Here is a 24,395-nt window from a genome sequence, read left to right on the forward strand (position 1 = left end):
AACCATCAAGCATTTTGACATACTCCCTAGCCGTTATTCAATTTCTCCCCCCAACTCCATCAATATAGAAAAATTGAGTAAGAGGGCTGGTAAAATAGAAGCTTTGAAAGTTTTGACAACTCTATGTGTCGTTTACTTGGCTATATTGGCTCTACAATTCCTCTCAAGCAAATTTTATCCGATCCGCCCCATTCTTTGATTGTTCAGAGCTATCAACCTCGTGAAATGGAAGAAGCTTTACTGAATGCCGATGGCTTTGGGTTGGGTTGGTATCATCCCACTCAACAAACTGATCCGTTTACCTACAAAAATATTCTACCGGCTTGGAGCGATCTCAACCTTGATAGTCTCAATCGTTATATTGAGTCCAAACGTATTTTAGCTTATGTTCGCAGTGCAACCCCAGGTCAAGCGGTTAATTTAAGCAACTGTCAACCCTTTCAGTTTGAACGCTTGTTATTTGTTCACAATGGCTACATCAAAGAATTTCGCACCAGTCTCTATCGACTGATTCGCAACCGTCTCCGAGATTCAGTTTACCAGAATATTGAAGGAACAACTGACTCAGAACATATTTTTGGGTTACTCATTAATGAACTGACTTCCGCCACTCAACCGACACTGACAACGGCATTACACACAACATTAATGATCATCAAAGAACTTGCTGAATTAGCAGATGTCAAAGCATTGGTAAATGTGATAATCTGTGACGGGCAGCAAATGGTGGCTTCTCGGTTTTCAATTGCAGGGATTCCACCCAGTTTATATTGGCTGCAAAACGATCCAAAATTCCCCGAATCTGTGATTATTGCTTCGGAACCTTTGTTTCCGGGGAATTGGCATTCTTGTCCTGAACAAAGCATTATTAGTGTGGGAGAAGACCTTAATGTCCACATCGAAAAACTCGGTTAAAGATAGTCTCCATTATGCCTTACATCGCTGTCGTCTAATTACTTTAAAGCAGTTTGAAGATATCGATGAAACTGCTTTTTGCGCTCAACCTCATCCTGATTTTAGTCCGATTGGTTGGCATTTTGGACATATTGCCTATACAGAAGCGTATTGGTTGCTAGAAAAATGTGCGGGTTTAAAACCTTTATTTCCCGAATATGATCAACTATTTCGGGCTGATGGTTTACCGAAAAATGAACGGATTCAATTACCGTCTATATCGACGATTAATTGTTATTTAGAGGCGGTTCGTAGTGAAGTTTGGCATTGTCTTAATACTGCCCCGATTGAAGAACAAGAAAGGTTATGGCGGTTTATTTTACAACACGAAAGCCAACACAGTGAAACGATTGCTTTTGTTTTGCAGTTACATCGTCTAAAAAATTCAAAAAATCAACAACAAATCTCTCATTCTTCTTCTAAAATCTCTCATTCTCCCCAAACATTAAAAATTCCCGCAGGTGAGTTTGAGATGGGGAACAACTCAGTCGAGGCTATGGATAATGAAAAACCTTTACATCGTCTTTCTTTAGACACCTATTGGATTGATCGTTATCCTGTTACCTGTGGTCAATATCGCATATTTATCCAAGCGGGAGGATATCAAAACCGCGAATTTTGGTCAACTCTAGGATGGCAATGGTTACAACAAAATCCAGTTTCTAAACCGTTATATTGGTTAGATGATCCGATCTTTGATGATCATCCTGTTTGTGGGGTAAGCTGGTACGAAGCCGAAGCATATTGTAACTTTGTTGGAAAACGTTTACCGACAGAAGCAGAATGGGAAAAAGCCGCCAGTTGGGATGAAGAAACTCAAAGTAAACTGACTTATCCTTGGGGAGAAGAACTTCCAAATTCTAACCGATGTAATTGTAATGACGGCGAAAGAATGCAACAAGGAACAACCTCTGTGAATGCTTATATTCAAGGAGAAAGTGCTTACGGAGTGCGTGATTTATTAGGGAATGTTTGGGAGTGGACAGACAGTTGGTTTGCGGGATATTCAAAATTTCAACATTATCCCTATGTTGGATATTCTCAGAGTTATTTTGATTACCAACATCGGGTTTTAAAAGGAGGAAGTTGGGCAACTCGTCCTTGGGCGATGCGGTGTAGTTTTCGCAATTGGTATCATCCCGGAGTTCGAGAAATACTAGCAGGTTTTCGTTGTGTAAGTCAGGGTGAATTTTAATCAAAAATCAATTTGTAGGGGCGCAAGGCTTGCGTCCTAATTGTTGTTTATGTATTTAAAAATCAAAATAAATGTAAGGTAAAACTCCTTCAGGTGCCAGTAACCAAACCGCCAGAAAACAAATCGGGGCTAATACCAGTTTTATCGGCCAGCTTAACTGTAATTTCAAGCCTCGATTAAATAGAGTAGACAACCCCATTAAAACAAAAACTGAAACCAATAAAAAAACGACATTAATACGTTCTAAACTTAATGATTCCACATAAACTTTATGGGCAAATTGTACATCAGCGGGATGATTCCATAGATTTTTCATCACAAACTCTGAATCTTTTAAATTGGGAAGCCGGAAAAATATCCACGCAAAAAATACCATGGATTGAGTTAAAAACCAAGAAAAAATTATACCCGGAAATGTTTTCCAAACTTCTTGAATAGAAAATTGTTTTGATAAAGTATCTGTCAAACGATGAATAACTAAAGCCATACCATGTAAAATTCCCCAAACGATAAAACCCCAAGCCGCACCATGCCAAATTCCAGCGATTAACATAACAATTAATAGATTGAGACAAGTGTGAAGTAATCCGACTCTAGACCCTCCCAATGGAAAGTATAAATAATTCCGTAACCAATCCCCTAACGTCATATGCCAACGTCGCCAAAAGTCCGCAATACTCGTCGTAAAATAAGGTGCATCAAAGTTTTCAGGAAGACTTAATCCAAGTAGTAATGCACTCCCTCTCGCTAAATCAATATAACCGCTAAAATCAAGATAAAGTTGGAGTCCATAAGCAAACGTTGCTAACCATAAATCTCCACTCCCAGCCCGTTCTAAACTACTAAAACTTAAGTCAACTAAAATCCCAATTCTGTCTGCAAATAAACCTTTTTTTACAGCCCCTCTCGCAATTAACCACAGTCCATCAGCAATTTGTTCAGGAATGGGAAACTTTAAGTTTTTGAGTTGATATTCAAGATTATGATAGCGAGTAATTGGCCCTGAAATTAATTTAGGGAAAAATAATTTATAAGAAGTAAACGTTAGAAAAGAATTGGCTGCGGGTGCGCCTCGATAAACATCAATTAAATAAGCAATAATTTCAAAACAGAAAAAACTTAATCCGAGAGGTGCAATAAGATTATTGTCTAACCAAGTCGCACGGTCTAAAAACAACGGAAGTTTTAACGTTTCTCCCACAGTATTAAAAATAAACGGCAAATACTTAAAGCCTAACAATAAAAATACATTGAAAATAATACCAATCCAGAGGAGAATTAAACGCCGACTATTCCAAGCTTCATTCGCAATTCGCCAATCCAAGGGTTCACCGATGGCTAATGCCAAGCCAAAATTAAACAAAATATACAGTATAAGTAATGGAATATATTGAATTTGTAAAGTTGCATAAAAAAACAGACTTGCCACCAACAAAGTCAGCATTCGCCAAGATTGCCAAGGAACAATCCAGTAAACTCCAAACAAAATGAGTAAAAATAAAGCGTAGGGAACTGAGATAAAAGTCATCGGTTAATTTTTGTTCACTTTAGGGGTAGAATATATTTGTATCATCTTTTAAGAATCGTTTAAATTTCTCCGCTAACAATTGTTAAGTGAGTTTGAGCTTGTCCGACGGTACGGTTTGTCACTAGGGGTTCTAGTCAATTTCCGCAGTTGTCAGTTACTCCTTACCCTAGAGTCGGTAAAGTACACACAATTTCAATCCTATCATCCATGTAAAAAGTGATATAAAAATTAACTTTTTCTCAAAAAAGACTCAAACTCTGTAAACTTACGGATAAATCTGAAAAAAATTATGCAATCAAAATTCTGTGAATTTACTCAGGACACATTCACGTTAAAATGCTAGATTGAAAGACAGGGAAGTTGATCAAGGATAAAGTTCTCAGTTGGACTTTTTCTTTAACTTCATCTTAACTCTAATCAGGGATTTTATTTTCAAGCGTTGGTTGTAAGCAATCAACTCATTCATCTTAAAAAAGAACGACATCTACAGTTATTCAATATTCAGTTATAGAGTTGAAAGTAAACTCTATAATTGATTGATAAAAAAATCTTCATTGACAAACAAAAGACTCATTCAAACTCCAGGAGTATCTACCGTGTATCTATCAAATAAAGCTGTTGATTCAGTTTCTTATAAAGCTTATACTCTGCGTGCATCTCAATCCTTAAAACCCATGAATAATATTGTTTTTATTGACTCAAACGTTCAAGATTATCAATATTTAGTTCAAACTATTATTGACAACACTACTGTCAAAATCATCAATTCAGAAGCAGATGGAATTCAACAAATTACTCAATATCTAGCAAAAGACAACTATTCAGAAGTTAATATTGTTGCTCATGGTTCACCTGGGTGTTTATATCTAGGAAATAGTCAGTTAAGTTTAGATACTCTCGAATATTATACAGATCAAGTCAAAACTTGGTCAGTTACATCAATTTTAATTTATGGGTGTAATGTTGCAGTTGGAGATGCAGGCGTTGAATTTATTGAAAAATTACACAAAATTACCCGTGCAGAAATCGCCGCCTCTACTCATAAAATCGGTCATTCAGCATTAGGAGGAGATTGGAAGTTAGATATTAAAACTGCTGATTTTTCGGTCAATTTACCATTTCAATCTTGCATTAAAAGTCAATGGAATCAAGTTCTTGAACCGTTTGCATCTCAACCTGCTTTTTATCAAGTTATTGCAGGTCAACTCAAATTATTAAATCCACTGACGGGTGAATATGAGGATATAGGGCTAAAACAATCATTTTATAATGGTACGGGTTTTAATACACAAGATAACTTTATTTATGGAGTCGGTACTGAGGTAAGTATTCTCAACAAAATTATTCGGATTAATTCTGATGGTTCTATTGAAGATCTCAATATAACAGTAACTGGAACTTTAAATAATGCAGGTGAATTTCAGTATGATAGTGTTAATAATATAAGCTACTTATGGATTCAAGATCAATCCCAAAATTTAACAAGAGTAAATCTGACAAATAACACAGCTTCAACTATCACTTTTGCAGATCCAAATAATAATGTACCAGATAATGTCAATGTTGCCGATCTTGTTCTCATCGATAACTTTCTTTATGGAGTCAGAGATAACAATTTATATATTTGGGATATCAACACTAATACAGTTACCCAAAAAACGATATCTGGTTTAGCAAATAATTCGGGTGGTTATGGTGCTGCTTGGACAGCTTCTGGTGGAGAGCTATATGTTAGTAGCAATACTCAAGCGAAACTGTATAAAATCAATAACTATGATCAAAATAATCCAGCTGCTACAGAAATCACAAATACCAATGATAACCAACCAACATTTAATAATGATGGTGTGAGTGATCCTACTCAATTATCACCTTTTGTCATTCCATTAATTGACTTAGATGGTGATAATAATTCGGGTGCAGGTAGTCCTAACTACGAAACAGAATTCACTGAAGATAGCGGTGGTATTGGTATTGTAGAACCGAATAATCCAACAGATGAAACCGCAGATATTCTGATTAAAGATTTTGATACACCGAATCAGATTAGAAGCGCAACAATCACTATTGCAAATACAAAAGAGGGTGATGAATTAATTGTTGAAACTTTACCAACAGGAATAACATCCAGTCAAATTACAAATACTTCAGGTAATATTGTTCTAACGTTAAGTGCAACTGCTGACATTACCCCAGAAAATTGGGAGTTAGCATTAGAAGCAATTCAGTTCAACAATACTAGCGACGCGCCAGATACTGACCCCCGACAAGTACAGGTTTTTCTGACTGATGCTAATGGTAATCAGGGAAATACTGCAACAACAACGATTAATATTGAGGAAGCTAATGATGCGCCCAGTTTTAACGAACTTAATGGAACTCCTACTTTTAGTATAGGCGGAGATGCTGTCGTTCTGGATGCTAATGCAACGATTATTGACCCCGAACTTGATAATACAAATTACAGTGGAGCTACTCTTACTTTACAAAGAAATGGTGGAGCAAATACTGGTGATGTTTTTGGTAATAGTGGAACATTAGGTGCTTTAACCGAAGGAGAAAATATTGTTCTGAATGATGTTTCAGTTGGAACGGTTACAACGAATAGTAATGGAACTTTAAATCTAACTTTTAATACGGATGCAACAGGTGATTTAGTTGATCAAGTTCTCCAACAAATTACTTATTCAAATAACGGTTCAACTTCACCAACTACTGTTCAGATTGATTATACCATTAATGATGGGAATACAGGTGTTCAAGGTACATCTAATCCATTAGCTTTAACAGGAAATGGTTCTGTTACTGTTAATATTACGACTAATACCACTCCCACCGTTAATAATATTAGTAAAACGGGAACAGAAGACAATACCATTCTTTTTACTGCGGATGACTTTACCAGTCAATTTACTGACGATGATGGTGATAGTCTAACGAAAATTCAAATCACTTCACCCCCAGAAAATGGAAGCCTAACTCTGAATGGAAATCCAGTAAATGCTGAGGATGAAATAGAGGTTACACAGTTAGGAAATTTAGTCTTTACTCCGAATGAAAACTTTAACGGAGATACCAGTTTTGGCTGGAATGGCTTTGATGGAACCAGCTACGCCGATACACCTGGAACCGTCAATATTAATATCGGAGAAGTTAACGACGTTCCCACAGTTAACAACATTAGCAAAACCGGAACAGAAGATAACATAATTCCCTTTACTGCGGATGACTTTACCAGTCAATTTACTGATATAGATGGTGATAGTCTAACGAAAATTCAAATCACTTCACCCCCAGAAAATGGAAGCCTAACTCTGAATGGAAATCCAGTAAATGCTGAGGATGAAATAGAGGTTACACAGTTAGGAAATTTAGTCTTTACACCGGACGAAAACTTTAACGGAGATACCAGTTTTGGCTGGAATGGCTTTGATGGAACCAGCTACGCCGATACACCTGGAACCGTCAATATTAATATCGGAGAAGTTAACGACGTTCCCACAGTTAACAACATTAGCAAAACCGGAACAGAAGATAACATAATTCCCTTTACTGCGGATGACTTTACCAGTCAATTTACTGATATAGATGGTGATAGTCTAACGAAAATTCAAATCACTTCACCCCCAGAAAATGGAAGCCTAACTCTGAATGGAAATCCAGTAAATGCTGAGGATGAAATAGAGGTTACACAGTTAGGAAATTTAGTCTTTACACCGGACGAAAACTTTAACGGAGATACCAGTTTTGGCTGGAATGGCTTTGATGGAACCAGCTACGCCGATACACCTGGAACCGTCAATATTAATATCGGAGAAGTTAACGATGTTCCCACAGTTAACAACATTAGCAAAACCGGAACAGAAGATAACATAATTCCCTTTACTGCGGATGATTTTACCAATCAATTTTCTGACACAGATGGTGATAGTCTAACGAAAATTCAAATCACTTCACCCCCAGAAAATGGAAGCCTAACTCTGAATGGAAATCCAGTAAATGCTGAGGATGAAATAGAGGTTACACAGTTAGGAAATTTAGTCTTTACTCCGAATGAAAACTTTAACGGAGATACCAGTTTTGGCTGGAATGGGTTTGATGGAAATAGCTACGCGGATACACCTGGAACTGTTAATATTAATATCGGAACAACAACCAATAATCCTCCCGAAGTTTCTGATAACAGTGTTCGGGTTAATAATAATAGCCAAGATAACGAGTTAGAAATAACCGCCCCAACCGATGAGGATGGTGATAATCTGACGATAACTGTTACCACTTTACCCAACTTAGGAACCATTACCAAAGCAGATGGTACACCTGTTAATGTTGATGATATTCTCACTCCCGAAGAACTCGCAGGACTGCTTTATGACACCCCAGAAAATTACAACGGTACAGATGAATTAGGAAGCTTTAGTTATGACGTGAGTGATGGGGTTAATACCGTTCCCGGTACTGTAAATATTGACATTATTAACCCTGATACAGATACCGATGGGGATGGAATTCCTGATATTAATGACCTCGATGATGATAACGACGGAATTTTCGATAGCAACGAAGGCGACGGAGACACAGACGGAGACGGTATCCCAGACAGTCTAGACCTCGATAGCGATAACGATGGTATTCCCGACCTCAATGAAAGTGGACTCACCCCCGACCAAATTAACCAACTCGATACCGATGGCGACGGCGTTATTGACCCGACTAACAACTTTGGGACAAACGGCGTTATTGACAGTTTGGAAACGACCCCAGACTCCGGTGAACTCGACCTCAACGGCGATGGTCAACCCGATGACCCCATTGATACCGACAAAGACGGGGTTCCCGACTTCCAAGACCTCGATAGTGATAACGATGGTATTCCCGACGTTATTGAAGCGGGAGGAACAGACACCGATGGGGATGGGTTAATTGATGGGGCGAATATTGATACAGATGGCGATGGGTTAGCGGATGCGGTTGACCCCGATAACGGGGGGACTGCGGTTACTATTCCCGATATTGATAATGATGGTGTTGCAGACTTCCGTGACCTCGATAGCGATAACGATGGTATTTCCGACCTCATCGAAGGCGGACAAGACCCCGCAGTGGTCGATACAGATGGGAACGGTATTGTTGACGGTTCCGATAGTGATGGGGATGGTATTCTTGATGTTATTGATGAAAACGACGGGTTCAGCGACGCCAACAACGACCCCCTACCGGATGCAGATGGAGACGGAACACCCGACTATCAAGAAATTGACAGCAATAACGATGGGACTCCTGACCGAGTAGAAGCGGGACTCCCGACAGGAGAAGGAACCCCCGATGTTGATGGAGATGGTCAAATTGATGACCCGACAGATAGCGATGGGGATGGTGTTCCCGATAGTATTGATACCCTTCCCGATGGCGACGGTGGTTTTGAAACGCCCACGAACCAACCTCCAACGGTTGCGAGTAACAGTATTCGAGTCGATGTCACCAGTGACAATAACAACCTTGGACTCAGCGCCCCAACTGACCTCGAAAATGACAATTTAACCATTACCATTTCTTCAATACCCACACTGGGAAGCATTACCAAAACAGATGGAACAGTTGTTAATCAGGGCGATAGCCTAACTCCCGAAGAACTAGAAGGACTGGTTTATAACGCCCCCGACAACTACAACGGTAGCGATGACTTGGGTGAGTTTAGCTATAACGTCAGCGATGGGGTGAATACGGTTACGGGTACAGTTGATATTACTGTCGTTACGCCAGATATTGATAGTGATGGGGATGGAATTCCTGATATTAACGACTTAGATGATGATAATGACGCTATTCTCGATACCGATGAAGGGGAGGGAGACAAAGACGGCGATGGTATTCCCAATGTTCTCGACCTCGACAGCGATAACGATGGTATTCCCGACCTTTACGAAAGTGGACTTCCTCTCGACCAAGCCAGTCAACTCGATACCGATGGAGATGGCGTTATTGACCCCACTAATGATTTTGGTAACAATGGTTTTGCAGATAGTATAGAAAACCCTCCCGAGTCCGGTCAAGTCGATTACAATGGCGACGGTCAACCCGACACTCCCGTTGATACCGATAGCGATAATACCTCCGACTTTCAAGACCTCGACAGCGACAACGACGGAATTAACGATGTCATCGAAGCCGGAGGAACAGACACCGATAACGATGGGTTAATTGATGGGGCGAATACCGACACAGACGGCGATGGGTTAGCCGATAGCGTTGACCCTGATAATGGAGGAACAGCAAATATTCCCCCTGATACCGATAATGATGGTGTCGCAGACTTCCGTGACCTTGATAGCGACAACGACGGAATAAACGATATTATCGAAGGCGGTTCACCTGACCCCGATGGCGATGGGGTTATTGGTGGGGGGGATATTGATAATGACGGTATTCCCGATATCGTTGACAATAATGATGGCGGTTTTGGTAATAGTGGCGGAACTCCCACACCAGACACCGACAACGACGGAACCCCCGACTATCAAGACCTCGACAGTGACAACGATGGAACTAACGATATTATCGAAGTCGGTTTAACTGACCCCGACGGTGATGGTCGCCTCGATGGGGCGGATAACGACAGTGACGGTATTCCCAACGCAGTTGACAATAATGATGGTGGTTTTGGCAATAGCGATACCCCTCCCCTTCCGGATACAGACAATGATGGTATCCCTGACTTCCGAGATGTCGATACACCGCCCACCCCTTCTGTTCCTTTCGTTCCTGTTCCAACGGTTCCTGTTGATAATCAACCTCCCGTTGCTGTCGATGATACCCCCAATACGCCGAAAGACACCACTGTTGTCATTGATGTTCTCGAAAATGACAAAGATGATAACCCCTTAAACCCCGGTAGTGTTGTAGTTGTCAGCGAACCCAACCAAGGTACAGTCGTTAACAATCAAAACGGTACTCTGACTTATACCCCCAATTCTGAATACATTGGTTCAGATAGTTTTTCCTACACCGTTAAAGACCAAGATGGCAACTTATCCAATATTGCGACTGTTACAATTACGGTTAACGCCCAAGGAACTATCGATACCGAATGTTGTCAGTGTCCTGAACCCCCTCAACTCGGCGAAACAATTCTCCCGACTCCCCCAGAAGTAACAGCTAGCAATTTAAACAGTACCAATGAAGCGGACTTGTTGGTGGGGACTGTTAACGATGATGTGATTACTGCTTCTGCGGGAAACGATACCCTGGTTTCGGGAGACGGAAATAATCTCATCTATACAGGCTTGGGTGATGATTTAGTCTTCAGTTCCACGGAAAATGATACCCTATACGGTGAACTCGGTAAAGATACCCTGATTGGTGGGCCTAGCGGTTTAGAACCTATTGGGAATAGCGGCGACCAAGATATTCTGTTTGGTGATGAAAATGAAGATTGGTTAGTCGGAAGTTTCGGTCAAGATACCCTTTACAGTGGGAAAGACGATGACAAAGCTTTCGGGGGTAAAGATGATGATTGGGTAATGGGTGAACAGGGTAATGATACTGTTGTTGGGGATATGGGAAATGATACCGTTCTCGGCGGAACTAATAACCTCCCAGATGACCCCACACGCGATACCAACGGAGAAGATTGGCTATTTGGCGGTGAAGGAAATGACTTCATGGATGGTAACGAAGCCAACGATACCTTAGTTGCGGGAGTGGGTGACGATACGGTTCATGGCGGTAAACAGAATGATTGGCTATGGGGTGAAGCCGGAAATGATATGATGTTCGGCGATATTGGCAATGATAGCCTTTGTGGAGGGGAAGGTAATGATACTTTACGCGGTGATCAAATCGATAATGGTAATTCTCCCTCTGTCGGCGCCAATGGTCAACAAGATCAACTCTCTGGTGGGGTTGGAAATGACCTGTTATTCGGTGATGAAGGTCAAGATACTCTCTGTGGAGGAGAGGATAACGATACCCTACATGGCGGTAAAGATGATGACCTGTTGAAAGGATGTAGCGGCGATGATTTGCTGTTGGGAGAAATGGGCAATGATAGTTTAGTAGGTGGTGAGGGTAATGATACCCTAACAGGTGGGGAAGGAAACAACTATTTTGTCCTAGAACTTGATTCCGGTTCAGACTGGATAACCGATTTTCAAGTGGGTCAGGATAAGTTAGTTTTAGCAGAAGGGTTAACAATTTCCCAATTGCAAATTAACCCCGAGGGTGACAACACAACGATTACCATTAATAGTCAAATTATCGCGACTTTACTGGAAGTTGATGCAACGGTAATTATTCGTTCAGATCTCCTGATCTAAGCGAAGAAAGGGCGCAAACGACCGCGCCCCTCAAAAAATTCAAAACGGTTCACCCTCACTGTTAGAAGCCATCACCTCTTGGTCTACAGGCGAAGATTGGGAAAATCTCGGAAGTTCAACCCGTGCTAACGATCGCAATTTTTTCTGACGAGTCGGTTGAAGTAATGGTGCGGGCCAATTGGAGGTCTTCGAGGTTGATGAAACTGTTTGCTGGGGTTGTGAACCTCGATGCAATTGATCAAGCGGTTGATCAGGGAAAGGAATAAACCCTGACTTCCCTGAATCTAACTCAAAACTAGGGATTGTCGAGGACGCATATTCCATCCGAATTCGATCCAACTCATCTTCGATAAACTGAGGAGAAGATTGTACAGGAGTCGATTCAACCGATTCTGACTCAGATTCAAACTCAGATTCAGAGGTTTCTACAAAGGGATTTGACGTTAAGGGTGTCTCTCCCGAATCATCTGGATACCAATAGTTTTCTAATTCGCCTAAATTGGGAAGTTCTGACAGTTGAGAAGCGGCTAAACTCGGTTGATTTTCTCTCCAATAATCTTGTTGGGATAAGTCATCTGGGGTGTTCTGGAGATGAGGAGGGATCTGTTCATCTAGTTCTAACCATTCTGAAACCATTTCTTCGTCAAAATGATCCAGGTGTTGTTCTTGCCTAACAATTTCATCGAGGCGTTCTACACTATTATTATCGTCTGTCGATTCGGCTGACCACGGTTGAACTGGTTGAGATCTCGAAACTGCTATTGGAGGGGAGTCAAGTTCCAACCCCAAAGACTCTCGAGGATCTTCTCCTGGGCTGGTCTGTTCAATTTTTGGTAAATTTAAATAGGTCTTGGGTTGATTGTGTTGATCATTGGGCTGTTGTCGCGGTTGCATCTCTAAACATCGTTCTAAAGCCGCTTTAAACTGAAGGGTATGACGTTGCTGGCGGTGTAAACGCGATCGCAATTCTCGACAAGCATTTTGAGCTTCTACCAACTCATGGAATTGTTCATTGTAGCGCTGTTGAGCCAAAGCACATTCTCGTTCCATCTGAGCCATGCGGGTTTGGCTGGTTTCCCATTGTTGGGTGAGGGTTTCGACTAAGACTTGTTGACGGCGAATGACTTGATTAGATAGTTCTAGCTTCCCAAACAACCGAGTTACCTGATCTTGAGCAATCGCAAGTTCTTGAACCCGCTGATTGAATAGACTATCTTGATTGTGTAATGCTTTTCGACATTCATCAAGTTCAATTTCAAGTTCTGTGACTCGATTAATCAAATCCCGATTACACTCATGTAAGGCTTGGATTAACTGAGATGGATTTTCGCTTTCACCCGGTTGAATTTCGACTTCCTCAAGAGCAAACTTTTCCTCTACAACTTCTGAGATGTTGTTTTCGGGAGTAACGGGAAGCTGATCGACACTGATAGCATTCGGTAAATTAACAGTTTCCCATTCTTCCTCTGGTGAGTGACTCCGATGAGCGGAACTCTCATTCGCCTCTAAAGGGTGAGAATCTGTTGAAGGAGTGGGATCAGATGGATTGATGTTGGGTGGAAGATCGGCTCCGGGCATAGCTTTAACTTAGACAGCAACAGAATTACATCCAGTTTACCGTGATCGTTTCTGACTGCCAAAGTTTCTCCTGGAAATTCTCTGTACTATGAACTACGCACATCCGCTATTGCTGAGATGTGCGTTTCTGACGCTTCACTTGAGAAACTTTCAGACCGCTAACCAAACAAGTAGAGGTTGTCTCATCTGCGTCTGTAGAGGCACGTTCCATACCCCTGTCTTGGAAAATTGCTCCACTTGGGGACACCCCAAGACCGCATTTTCCGCTTGCGTAATTAAGCATCACCATTGCTGCTGCGACGTCTCTATCACACTGAAACCCACAGTTGACACAATGATGAACTCTATCTGCTAATGCTTTCTTTCTTTGATGACCGCAATTAGGACAGGTTTGTGAAGGCTTTACTTTTTGGGTTGGAATCTCAATATAAAACCCACCTGCTTCGGTGACTTTATATTTAATTAAATCCTTAAAATTCCCAATCCCAACGTCAAGCAATGAACGATTCAGTCCCGATTTTTGACGTTTGTTTTTACCCTTCGATTTGCGAGTCATCCCTTTAAGGTTTAACTTTTCAGTGGCTACCAAGCTATTACAGCTAACGATTTGTGTAGACACTTGATGCTGCCAGTTCTGTCTTTGTCTGGCGATTTTAGACTGAATTCTGGCAATTGCTTGATTTGCTTTTCTCCAACGTCGCGAAGCTTTAACCCCTCTCTTTGGAGGTCTTTTTCTCCGACTGGTTTTAGCAATTTTGTTGATTTGGTGTTGAGCAACTTTAACAAATCTGGGGTGATCAGTTATATTCCCCTTTGAGTCGGCAATTGCGTGATGGGTTCCAAAGTCTAAACCAATTGCACCAAGATCGGTTTGATAACGAGTTGGGACGCAATCAACGGTAATTGACGCATACCATTTCCCTTGTTTAAACAGTATGGTACAGGTTTTTGGTTTTCCCCAATCTCTAGCTTGACCTCGCATTTTAAGGGTTCCCAAATTCGTTATTTTCAAGAAACCATTTTTACCATCAGTCAAAGCTTTCCATCCGCTTTTACAAGGATATGTCCATCCCTTGTAACGCCGACTTTTTTTGAATTTAGGATACCCAGACCTAAGTTTGAAGAAGCGTTGAAAAGCTAAATCAACTCGTTTAACAGTGTCTTGCAATGCGTGGCTACCCAGTTCTTTATAATCTGTCCAGAATTCTTTGAACTCTGGCAAACAATTCTGTTGGTCATAGTAACTAACCGACTTATTGAATCGTTTTTAAGATGTTTTCCGGTGTTCCACACAAGCATTATACAAAGCACAATGCAGCTTCCGCCAATAGTGCATTTTATTGGCTTGTGTTTTAGTTGGATACAAGCGGAATGTTACTCGTTTGGTAGCCATAACATATCGACCTTCTGTTATTTTTATGGTTACTTATTATAGTTACGCAGGTACAGTCTATCAATATGTCTATCAGAAAAGGTTCTCACAGCATATGAGCGTGTGCGGTTGCACTTTGTTTTTGTGACCCATTACCGAAAAAGGGTTTTAAACACAGAAATGCTCAACCGACTAAAAGAAATGGTTGAGCAAGTGTCAAATAAAATGGGATGTCAGTTGATTGAGTTTAATGGAGAGTCTGACCATATCCATATTTTGTTAGACTTCCATCCGAGAAACTCAATCGCTGCGGTTGTTGGAAGTTTAAAAAGTTCGAGTGCGAGAATGCTTAAAAAAGAATTTCCTGTAGAAGTTGAAAAGCATTACTGGGGTAAAGTTTCGTTTTGGTCGAACTCGTATTATGTTGCCTCTTGCGGCGGCGCACCAATTGAAGTTCTTAAAAAATATATCCGCGCACCAAGCAAGTTCCTAGAAATCGCTATCCTTCCCCACCCCGCTTTGCGCTCGGGTGGGGACTGCCGCTCAAATCGTTCATCTCTGATCCAAAAAAGCCCTCAGCGATTTCTTGCTTTTGGGCTTTTTTGGTAAACTGTTGTTATTGGTGGCGGGGAGCGGATTTGAACCACTGACCTTCGGGTTATGAGCCCGACGAGCTACCAGACTGCTCTACCCCGCGTCGCACTTCTATTACTATAACCTGATCAACACCAAACTGACAACCCCCTAATTCAAATCAATTGATTGAGTCTTCCTCAACTCCAATCCTGTTAAGCTTTTGAGCAATCGCGCTTCTCTTGCATCAACAGAAGACACAGGGAGAGACGCGATCACATTTTAAGTTAGGACGCTAAGAATTTAGCTGGCGGATTTCGACTCATGGCCTTCTTCAACTAGCAGGCTAGAGCAGGAATGCTTGGCTAGTAATTGTACTCCCTCAGTCGCATCTTGATAGACTTCTAACTCCGCTTTTGAAGGGGCTTCAAATAGAAAGTCTTCTTGAGGAAAAACAACTCGTTCTAAATACCAATTTTGAATATTACTAATCCGCACAACCTGTACTTTGTCACTCTCGTTAAAATAGCAGCAAAGTTTCTTGATCCCATAACTTGCAGGCAATTGATCCAATGTTAATGTCATTGTGAAATCCTCATTTCAAATGTTGTTTTTATCAGACACCCTTTCCTCATTTTACTGAGGTATGATCCCCAATCATCTAGAAATTTCTGAGACGCTTGAAAATCTACAAAATATCCTTTCCTTTTCTAGCGTCAAAAAAAGCCAGCTTTATCCATTTGGTTAGTTGGCTTTTAACTTAAACGGACAGGCTCGCAGCTTTTCAGCCGATCTGTCCGAATTTTGCTTAACCCGATCAATTTTCTATAGAAGTAGATTGCACTCAATTTTTTTTCGCTAACTCTGGAGTTGACCCATCTCGCTGTCTTGATCCTTTACATCTTAACTTTGTGTTTAGGTCAATTCCTTATCCCAATTCTACTGCTTGTTAAAGCCTTTTTGCAAGATAAGTTTGATAAATCTAACTTGAGTTAGAGATCTATGATCAGCCATCCTCTCTCAGCAGGGGAGTTGTATAAGTTACAATTAGCTATTATACAAATTTTTACTTTGTATTTTTTTTTCTATAAAGAATTTATTAAAGACTAGATTCGAGTCTGAAGACCAAACTGTTTGGGTTAAAATATCCCTCAACTGTACTGGTAAGAAATCTCAGAATCCGTAAAATAGTGAAATAGGCTAGCTAAAATTGTATTAGAAAATAAGAAGCCTTCTGGATCAGTTAATCTCAGAAAGCCAGAAATCGCCAGATCAGACTCCCCATCCATCGCTACAACTTCTACCCATCCTTGTTCTTGATAGGGATGCAAACAATAGAGAATATCTTTAACCGTTTGTTGTCCAAATCGTTGACTCAAACTCCTTAAATTCAGTCCTTCAGACAACCTTAACCCCAACATTAAGCTTTCAAGTAACTGATCACAAGCACGATTAACCCATTCGGCATCTTGCATTTGATCTTCAGAGTGTACCCACTGATGATAAAGTTGAGTCTGTCGAGGGCGAGTGAGACGATATCCCTGTAAATAACTGGCAGCCCCCATTCCAAACCCGTAGTAAGGCTGACAATGCCAGTACACTAAATTATGGCGACACTGCATACCCGGTTGGGCATAATTCGAGATTTCATAGTGAGTATAACCCGCTTGAGTGAGGATTTTTTGCGCCCAACGATACATCGCCGTTGTACTTTCATCCGTCGGTAGCGGTGACTCTCCCGGCGAATAATATCGTCCAAAAACCGTTTTGGGTTCCACAATCAGATCATAATGGGAAATATGAGGGGGATTGAGAGTTAAAACCTGCTCTACAGACTGTTGCCAAAGTTCTAGAGTTTGATGAGGTAAACCCGAAATCAGATCCAGACTGTAATTAGAAACTCCGGCAGTGTGAATGAAATCAATAGCCTTCCAAACATCAGCCACCGTATGCGATCGCCCACAAGCTTGTAAAAGTTCATCTTGAAAGGCTTGTACACCCAAACTGACTCGATTGATCCCTAAATTGATAAATCCTTGTAACCGATGAAGATCAAACGTGTCAGGGTCCATTTCCATCGAGATTTCAGCCTCAGCATCAATCCCAAAACGTTGCTCAAGTCTATCAAGAATTTGACCCAACTGACTCACCGATAACAGCGAAGGGGTTCCCCCACCAAAAAAAATCGTTTCTAGAGGCTGATCTTCGACAGGGGCTTGAGTAATTTCCTCACACAACACATCGACATACTGTTGTATCCAAGTCGAATTTTCACCCCGTTTGCGATCGCCGACAACAGACACCGCAAAATCACAGTAATAGCATCGACGACGACAGAAGGGGATATGAAGATAAGCTGAGGTTGGAATTGAGAAAATAGGGGAGTTTACCATCTCAAGAATGTTTTGCCGCTGGCATTAACAAAATTTCACTCAATCTATTATCCTCAAACTCAAACCCATTGTGGGATAATCCGATTCAAGCTCAGTCATGATCCTCAAAAGGATTGATGGTACAGCCGATTGATCAAAAAAAATAGTCTGATCATCCTGAAAAAATTGTAGGGTTTACCGAAAGACGATCAGGAAAACAGTAAAGTTTGATTGAACGATATAATAGAACGAAAACTTGTGGAAATTCCTATTGGAAAATCCCTATCCAATTCCATTAGCCTAAAGCAATGCTAGATGCCATCATTATCATTCTATTCATCCTAGCGGGCGCAGGAATGGGCTTCTATGGTATTGAACTGCTTCCTTACAATGTACTGGAGCAAGTCACCAATATCGAGGGACTGCGATCAGTGACGGCTGCATTCACAGCCCTCATCGGAGGAGTGCTAGGCTTAGTGGTTCAAACCACCTATCGCCGACTCGAAGAGCAAGTCCGACAGATGCCCATTGACGTGCTGCTGACTCGTGCCATTGGCTTAGTCATTGGGCTATTAGTGGCGAACCTGATGCTAGCACCCTTATTTCTGTTGCCAATTCCGAGAGAATTTGGCTTTATCAAGCCGTTAGTCGCTGTATTATTCAGTGTCATGTTAGGTTTTACCGGAGTAAACCTCGCCGATACACACGGACGAGCCTTTTTACGACTGCTAAACCCGAATAGTCTAGAAAGTATGCTCATCGCTGAGGGTACACTTAAACCAGCCTCCAGCAAAATTCTCGATACGAGTTGTATTATTGACGGTCGAGTTGAGAAGTTGTTAGAAACAGGCTTTCTCGAAGGACAAATCTTAGTCCCGGGCTTTATTTTACAAGAGTTGCAACTGGTGGCAGATGCAGCCAATGACCAAAAACGAGCGCGTGGACGCCGAGGATTAGAAATCTTAAATCAAATTCGAGAAAATTATCCGGATCGCATTCAAATTCATTCAGCAGATTACGAAGATGTACAAACTGTTGATGCTAAACTGGTGCGACTCGCTCTAGATATCAATGCCACATTGCTAACCAATGACTATAACTTGTCTCAAGTGGCAACTGTGCAGCAAATCTCGGTATTGAATATTAACGACTTAACTCAAGCGTTACGCCCCAACTATTTACCGGGAGATGGTCTAGACTTGAAAATCCGCAAAGAAGGAAAAGAACCCTCTCAAGGCATCGGCTACCTCGAAGATGGCACAATGGTTGTTGTAGAAGCCGGAAGTGATTATGTTGGTGATCAGGTGAGAGTTATTGTCACCAGTTCTTTACAAACTTCGGCGGGACGGATGATTTTTGCTCGACCTGAACAATCTGTTATGGCTTAGGGTTGACTTCAATTGGTGAATCTTGAATCCGGGAAACCATACGAAAAACAACCCCCCAAAGACACGGCAATCCCACCTGATCGTCGTGTTTTTTGTGCGAAGATCTGCTCAAACCAGCTTAAAATGGTATCTTATATAAAATTGAAAAAATAATGATACCGCTCATTTTCTGGACTTCCCTTGCTTCTTCTGCTTCCCTGGCTCCCCTGCCACTCAAGCGATCGCAAATATTTAAGTATTTCATTTAGCAGCTCACTATTGCTAAATTTTGGAGCAGAGTTTGAACTTGATCAGATTGGAGATCGACAAAACCGATCTTAAATCTGGGATCAATTTTAGGTTAAGAATCTATGCTTACCCTAAATGTGTCTCCTCCAACAACGGAGCCTTACAGTCTAGATGTCGGGCTTTTCACAGTTTAAGTTAAGATTTAAAGAACAGTCAGGATTGCCTGTCGATATGAATCCAGAATCCACATTACATCAACTCAAAACAGCACAGCCTAATGGTCAACTGCCTTCAAGCTTTGGAGTTTACTATAAAAACACCTTAGTGGCGCTGTGTCATGCCTTAGAAGACCACATTTTACAAACCTCTAATCCTGAACCCAACCAACAACCCCTGGTTTTAGTCACCTTCCAAGAAGGAAAGTGGTATTTACAAGAAGCCGAACGCTATTATGATCTAGCCCAATGTTGCCGTCACGTGGCGATCGCCGCTAAACCGGACAGCGGGTTTATTCAGCATCGCACGGGACAGTTGGAAAACGTCTCTTTGATCAACTTGAAAGATAGCGATCACTTGGCCGAAGAATGGAATTTGATCATTCTGGCACCAGGTTACACGGCGATGGTGTTGTGTCACGAACTCTCAGAGGAAGAATATCTCCCCCAGGGAAAACCGAAGAACGATTCCGAGCGGAAATTCTACGGGTTGTGGACGTTTGACTGCAACTTGGTTCGCAAGTCGGCGGAAATCTTAATTGATCGCATCGGACCCTACAACCCGGAGTTGGGCGACCGACTCCAGCAGCAGCACCAAGATATTCTCAAAACCACCTGTCCGGCGGTTCCCGACTTGACCGGAGTGGTTTCCCGGATTGTGACTTATTTGCAAACCTCCCAGCAAGAACTGATCGCCGTCAACCGCCAAGCCCGGGAACTGCGAGAACTCGAAGGTCAAGCCAAGCGCGTTAGCCGTAATATTAACGCCAATAAATTACAAGCTTTTCTTCGCATGGCTCAACGAGTCGATGAACGAGACAAAGACAACCCCTTTGCTTCCCTACAAGTCTCCGCTTTGTGTGAAACCATAGGTCAACTATTAGATTTACCCACGGTGAAGTTACGGCGTTTGCGTCTGGCGGGGTTACTATATCGCATTGGGTTGGCTTCCGCACCCCCAGAAGTCTTTACCCAAACCCCAGAAGAAATGGACGATGCAACTCACGCCTTCTGGAAAGAACGAGCCGCGATTGGAGCTAGACTATTAGAGGCGATGCCTGAAATTGCGATCGTTAGGGATGTTGTGGCTCATCATTTGGAACATTGGGATGGTAGCGGTAAACCTAATGGTCAACAGGGGGAAGAAATTAATATCAAAGCTCGCATTTTAGGATTAATTTCTTACTTCCAAGAATTGATTCAACCACGGGGAAATCGTCCAGCATTGAGTTTGTCTGAAGCACTGGAAAAATGCCAAAAACTGAGCGGAACTCGCTTTGATCCTCAGTTAGTCGAGTCACTCAATACCATAGTTCGACTCTCAGAAATTGGTTTAATGCAGTTACCCGATCGACCCGCTCAACTCCCTAATGTCTGGTTAGAGGACAGCTCTCCTTTGGATCAGATTAAATCAAATAGTTGAAGTTTGATCAATTAAGAAGTTTAGGAGTGACAAGAATAAAGAGTTTAGAGCTTCTGAACTTCTCAAACTCCTCGAACTTCTAAACTCTTTATGAATATTGATTTGAATGTTATGAATCTTGACCTAAGTGCTATTCGACGGGGAAAACTGAAAGAACTGACTTATGCGTACCTTGCGGGTGCCGACTTATCAGGCGCAGACTTAAGCAATGCAGATTTGTCTCAAGCCAATTTAACGGGTGTGAGTTTAACGGGGGCTAATTTACAAAGAGCAAAGTTACGCGCTAATTTACGGGGGGCGGACTTAACAGGCACTAATTTAATCGGGGCAGACTTACGAAATGCTGATTTAAGAGGTGCGATTTTGTTGGATGCCGATGTCCGCGAAGCCAGTTTCGCTGGAGCGTTTTTAACGGGTGCGAGTTGTGGAGCGTTGGATCTCACGGGTGTTGATTTGCGAGGGGCTGATTTGCGAGGGGTTAGCCTATCTCAAGCTATTTTACAACAAGCAGACTTGAGAAATACGAATCTCTCAGGAGCAGATTTATCCCAAGCAGACTTAGAAGAAGCGAACCTTAGTGGTGCAGTTTTACGGGGAACTAACTTAGAACGAGCGAACTTACTTTGTGCCATTGTCGAACAAACCCAATGGTTCGGAACTATTCTCGATGGGGCTTGTTTGGAAGGAACTCCCCTCGCCCTAAAACAGAGTTAGGGGCGTTCTTAACGGTTATTGAACCAATATTATTAACCGGGCGATAACAGGCAAACTCCATCGTAATTGAAGCCATTCCCGAAGTCAGCGATCGCAGTGGGTTAGAATAGCCAAACGTCTGCACTAACGACACTTCGGCTTGAATAATCAACTCCCCAAATTGAGGCGTATGACCCCAACAATAACCCCAGACGTGCGGATAAATCGCCCTGAAGCAGTTCGGCATCAATTCAACCCTCAGCTTGGGAAAGATTGTTATTCAACCCCATTGGGTCGTAACCTTCTTCCATACCTTTTCTTGACAAACAGTCTCTTAAACAAAGTCTTCTGCGTCAATCTGATTACTTGCTAGAACCGGGATAGCTGGGTTATCCCCAATATTCCCATTGAGTACCGCCAGAAGTTGACCCGTCTGAGCCAGTCGAATTCCAACGTCTGTGGGAGCGTTTATCCAAGGTAGCTCTGAAATCTGGTTGAGAATATCGGCATCTGTTGAGAGTTCAGCGATCGCAAGGTCATCAAACGAGATACCCTCCGGCAGCATGAATTTATCAATGCCATCCTCAAAATCAGAGATCAGGTCAAAGGAAATATCAGACTGAACCTCCAACACAAATTCATCAGGCGTATCATCCCCTGGGAATGACGGGGCACCCCCTTCGGGCGGAATTCCCAAATCCCCACCAATTAGAACGTCAAACCCGCTTCCTCCGGTCAATACATCTACCCCTGCCCCAGCTTGCAAATTGTCGTTTCCTTGATCTCCCCAAATCGAATCATTTCCAGCCCCAGCAGTCAGATTGTCGTCGCCTTGGCCCCCATAAAGTAAATTGATTTCTAGTGGAAGACTCTCATCTCGAATAAAATCATCTCCTTCCCCACCTAAAATAGTGTCATTTCCCATTTGACCATCAATAGAATCCCCAGCGGTCTGACCAAACAGCAAATCATTTCCATCTCCGCCCCTTAATGCTTCGACACCCACCCCGCCGTAGACAGTATCATCACCAAAACCTCCAGTGAAATTATCATCTCCTGAACCCCCATAAAATAGGGTTGTACCCAAACCAAATCCAGTAAATTCGTCACTGTCTTCTAAGCCAAATACAATTTTTGAGCCTTCGTCAAAGCTAAAGATAGTATCAATTGAAGCAGTTCCAATAAAGACACCAGAGCCACGAAGTTCAACAGAACGACCCACTCCTTGAACTCCATCAGGAGGAAATAACGACAATGTTCCATCGGGATTTTGAATCTCTCCGTTTGGCAATGAAATGATTGTAAGCATTTATGTTATCTATTAGATTATTAGAGTTCAAAAGATCTCTGGTATATTTTACAATCTTTATTTTAAGTTTAATAGAAAGTTAAGTAAATACGATATTTTTTAAAAATTTTTTAGCTAAAAAATTTTTATCTTTCGTTTATAAAACCTCTGATACAATCCAAGTAAAGGAAAGAAAAATCCGCGAAAACCTTCAAATTAGGAGCAACATTATGGCTGTTTTAATTGGAAACAATAATAGTGAAAAGATCCAAGGAGCGGCTGGGGATGATACCATCTACGGATTGGGAGGTAACGACAGTATAAACGGCGCAGGAGGTCGTGATTTAATATTTGGAAATGGGCAAAACGACTTATTGTTCGGATCTTCCGACCGAGATACTATGTTTGGTGGGCAAGGAAATGACAATATAGAAGGGTCAAGTGGTCGTGACGACTTGTATGGTGATAATGACAACGACACCTTGAATGGAGGTAGTGACACAGATACTTTCACAGGTGGAAGTGGCAGTGATTTATTTATACTTAGCACAACGGAGTTTGTTAACTACACCCGAGATTTCAACAGTAGCGAAGGTGATGATGTAGTTCTGACCAATAGCCCTTTTGCACTTGTGGTGCCAGAATCTGATGTGATAGGCATTGAGTCCGTATCTGAATCTAGCTTCTCTGAAACCCCTTACGCAATAGAATTAATCCGTCAGGGCGATCACCTGTTCTTAACTTCTTCATGGACTGAGGATTACGGCATACTTCGTGGAGCTGGAGAAGAGATTGAAAATATTCCTCAGTTGCTTTCCTCCGTTAATTTTAATGAAGTTCCGTTAATTGATCTGGCTCCGCCTGCGGATGAAGTAATCGAAGAAGATCCTTTAACAGAATTATCTGAATCTCGTTTTTTTCTAGAGCAAGAAATTCGTCGTACTGCACAACAAGAGGCTAATGGAACCTTAGATGAAAATGCACCTACCGTAGAAGATCTAGAAAGTGCCCTTGTTGAAATAAATGAACGCATTGCAGACTTTCAGAGTAATGAATTCGACTTGTTGAAGCCTCTCCAACCTGATTTCTCTCTCCCAAGCGAACGGGTTGTTATTCTAGAAATAGCAGATGTAGCTGTACTGAACAACACCTCTGCAACAGTTAACCTCACCGAAGATATGGGTACAATTGAAACCGAGGTGTTCACCGTACCCGATGGATACTTCCAGTTCCAAAATAACCTAATGTGACATACTCGACACAAGCGACTCTA

The 24,395-nt window shown here is 41.8% G+C and carries 14 protein-coding genes, 1 tRNA gene and 2 pseudogenes; 8 read left to right on the forward strand and 9 right to left on the reverse strand.

Annotation, left to right across the window (positions count from 1 at the left end):
• Positions 1–123 precede the first annotated feature (123 nt).
• Positions 124–915, forward strand: a complete 792-nt coding sequence (gene egtC / locus L8106_RS07335) for an ergothioneine biosynthesis protein EgtC (RefSeq protein ID WP_009783612.1) — start codon at positions 124–126, stop codon at positions 913–915.
• On the forward strand, positions 890–2,149 hold the full coding sequence (locus L8106_RS07340; protein ID WP_009783613.1) for an SUMF1/EgtB/PvdO family nonheme iron enzyme: 1,260 nt from the start codon (positions 890–892) through the stop codon (positions 2,147–2,149). The genes egtC and L8106_RS07340 overlap by 26 nt, the downstream gene beginning before the upstream one ends.
• A 55-nt stretch (positions 2,150–2,204) precedes the next feature.
• On the opposite strand, the gene L8106_RS07345 is transcribed toward L8106_RS07340, so the two are convergent.
• A complete protein-coding gene (locus L8106_RS07345; RefSeq protein WP_009783614.1) occupies positions 2,205–3,677 on the reverse strand; it encodes an MBOAT family protein in 1,473 nt (490 codons plus the stop codon).
• Between the two features lie 596 nt (positions 3,678–4,273).
• On the opposite strand from L8106_RS07345, the gene L8106_RS07350 reads away from it, so the two are divergent.
• Positions 4,274–11,992 (forward strand): tandem-95 repeat protein, encoded by a 7,719-nt coding sequence (locus L8106_RS07350; RefSeq protein ID WP_009783615.1) that lies wholly within the window; start codon positions 4,274–4,276, stop codon positions 11,990–11,992.
• A gap of 39 nt (positions 11,993–12,031) precedes the next feature.
• Here L8106_RS07350 and L8106_RS29420 read toward each other — a convergent pair whose 3' ends face one another.
• The 3 genes and pseudogenes from L8106_RS29420 to L8106_RS34420 all read right to left on the reverse strand — a co-directional run bounded on the left by L8106_RS29420 (position 12,032) and on the right by L8106_RS34420 (position 14,963).
• Complete coding sequence (locus L8106_RS29420; RefSeq protein WP_009783616.1) at positions 12,032–13,570, reverse strand: hypothetical protein; 1,539 nt, start codon at positions 13,568–13,570, stop codon at positions 12,032–12,034.
• Positions 13,571–13,676: 106 nt separating this feature from the next.
• A pseudogene (locus L8106_RS07360) lies at positions 13,677–14,813 on the reverse strand (RNA-guided endonuclease InsQ/TnpB family protein); the annotation flags it as partial.
• A 24-nt stretch (positions 14,814–14,837) separates the two neighbouring features.
• Positions 14,838–14,963: a helix-turn-helix domain-containing protein gene (locus tag L8106_RS34420; protein WP_232228439.1), complete on the reverse strand. Its 126-nt coding sequence runs from the start codon at positions 14,961–14,963 to the stop codon at positions 14,838–14,840.
• 65 nt (positions 14,964–15,028) lie between these two features.
• On the opposite strand from L8106_RS34420, the pseudogene tnpA reads away from it, so the two are divergent.
• Positions 15,029–15,416: pseudogene (gene tnpA / locus L8106_RS07365) on the forward strand (IS200/IS605 family transposase); the annotation flags it as partial.
• Positions 15,417–15,562: 146 nt separating this feature from the next.
• Here tnpA and L8106_RS07370 read toward each other — a convergent pair.
• The 3 genes from L8106_RS07370 to hemW form a co-directional block, all read right to left on the reverse strand.
• Positions 15,563–15,639 (reverse strand) — tRNA-Met (locus tag L8106_RS07370).
• Positions 15,640–15,818: 179 nt separating this feature from the next.
• Positions 15,819–16,100 carry a DUF1830 domain-containing protein gene (locus tag L8106_RS07375; protein ID WP_009783619.1) on the reverse strand — a complete coding sequence of 94 codons (282 nt, stop codon included), beginning with the start codon at positions 16,098–16,100 and terminating at the stop codon, positions 15,819–15,821.
• 566 nt (positions 16,101–16,666) lie between these two features.
• A complete protein-coding gene (gene hemW / locus L8106_RS07380; protein ID WP_039895692.1) occupies positions 16,667–17,908 on the reverse strand; it encodes a radical SAM family heme chaperone HemW in 1,242 nt (413 codons plus the stop codon).
• A 287-nt stretch (positions 17,909–18,195) separates the two neighbouring features.
• On the opposite strand from hemW, the gene L8106_RS07385 reads away from it, so the two are divergent.
• From L8106_RS07385 to L8106_RS07395, 3 genes are all read left to right on the forward strand, one after another.
• A complete protein-coding gene (locus tag L8106_RS07385; RefSeq protein WP_009783621.1) occupies positions 18,196–19,275 on the forward strand; it encodes a PIN/TRAM domain-containing protein in 1,080 nt (359 codons plus the stop codon).
• Positions 19,276–19,734: 459 nt separating this feature from the next.
• On the forward strand, positions 19,735–21,141 hold the full coding sequence (locus tag L8106_RS07390) for an HD domain-containing phosphohydrolase (protein ID WP_039895693.1): 1,407 nt from the start codon (positions 19,735–19,737) through the stop codon (positions 21,139–21,141).
• 111 nt (positions 21,142–21,252) lie between these two features.
• Complete coding sequence (locus L8106_RS07395; RefSeq protein ID WP_039895720.1) at positions 21,253–21,855, forward strand: pentapeptide repeat-containing protein; 603 nt, start codon at positions 21,253–21,255, stop codon at positions 21,853–21,855.
• Here the strand turns inward: L8106_RS07395 and L8106_RS30375 are convergent.
• Entirely contained in the window at positions 21,800–22,081 is a 282-nt protein-coding gene (locus L8106_RS30375) for a hypothetical protein (protein WP_071941375.1), read from the reverse strand. The genes L8106_RS07395 and L8106_RS30375 overlap by 56 nt on opposite strands.
• Positions 22,082–22,168: 87 nt before the next feature.
• Complete coding sequence (locus L8106_RS07400) at positions 22,169–23,143, reverse strand: calcium-binding protein (RefSeq protein WP_009783625.1); 975 nt, start codon at positions 23,141–23,143, stop codon at positions 22,169–22,171.
• 209 nt (positions 23,144–23,352) lie between these two features.
• On the opposite strand from L8106_RS07400, the gene L8106_RS29425 reads away from it, so the two are divergent.
• Positions 23,353–24,372, forward strand: a complete 1,020-nt coding sequence (locus L8106_RS29425) for a calcium-binding protein (protein WP_009783626.1) — start codon at positions 23,353–23,355, stop codon at positions 24,370–24,372.
• Positions 24,373–24,395 lie beyond the last annotated feature (23 nt).

The sequence above is a fragment of the Lyngbya sp. PCC 8106 genome (genome assembly GCF_000169095.1).
GTDB lineage: Bacteria > Cyanobacteriota > Cyanobacteriia > Cyanobacteriales > Microcoleaceae > Capilliphycus.

What these genes read in the sequence shown, in the direction of transcription:
- L8106_RS07340 (WP_009783613.1), top strand. Translation starts at nt 890, where the DNA reads ATGTCCACATCGAAAAACTCGGTTAAAGATAGTCTCCATTATGCCTTA.
- L8106_RS07395 (WP_039895720.1), top strand. Translation starts at nt 21,253, where the DNA reads ATGAATCTTGACCTAAGTGCTATTCGACGGGGAAAACTGAAAGAACTG.
- L8106_RS07345 (WP_009783614.1), bottom strand. Translation starts at nt 3,677, where the DNA reads ATGACTTTTATCTCAGTTCCCTACGCTTTATTTTTACTCATTTTGTTT.
- hemW (WP_039895692.1), bottom strand. Translation starts at nt 17,908, where the DNA reads ATGGTAAACTCCCCTATTTTCTCAATTCCAACCTCAGCTTATCTTCAT.
- L8106_RS34420 (WP_232228439.1), bottom strand. Translation starts at nt 14,963, where the DNA reads ATGGCTACCAAACGAGTAACATTCCGCTTGTATCCAACTAAAACACAA.
- L8106_RS07390 (WP_039895693.1), top strand. Translation starts at nt 19,735, where the DNA reads ATGAATCCAGAATCCACATTACATCAACTCAAAACAGCACAGCCTAAT.
- L8106_RS07375 (WP_009783619.1), bottom strand. Translation starts at nt 16,100, where the DNA reads ATGACATTAACATTGGATCAATTGCCTGCAAGTTATGGGATCAAGAAA.
- L8106_RS07400 (WP_009783625.1), bottom strand. Translation starts at nt 23,143, where the DNA reads ATGCTTACAATCATTTCATTGCCAAACGGAGAGATTCAAAATCCCGAT.
- L8106_RS29425 (WP_009783626.1), top strand. Translation starts at nt 23,353, where the DNA reads ATGGCTGTTTTAATTGGAAACAATAATAGTGAAAAGATCCAAGGAGCG.
- egtC (WP_009783612.1), top strand. Translation starts at nt 124, where the DNA reads ATGTGTCGTTTACTTGGCTATATTGGCTCTACAATTCCTCTCAAGCAA.
- L8106_RS07385 (WP_009783621.1), top strand. Translation starts at nt 18,196, where the DNA reads ATGCTAGATGCCATCATTATCATTCTATTCATCCTAGCGGGCGCAGGA.
- L8106_RS29420 (WP_009783616.1), bottom strand. Translation starts at nt 13,570, where the DNA reads ATGCCCGGAGCCGATCTTCCACCCAACATCAATCCATCTGATCCCACT.
- L8106_RS30375 (WP_071941375.1), bottom strand. Translation starts at nt 22,081, where the DNA reads ATGCCGAACTGCTTCAGGGCGATTTATCCGCACGTCTGGGGTTATTGT.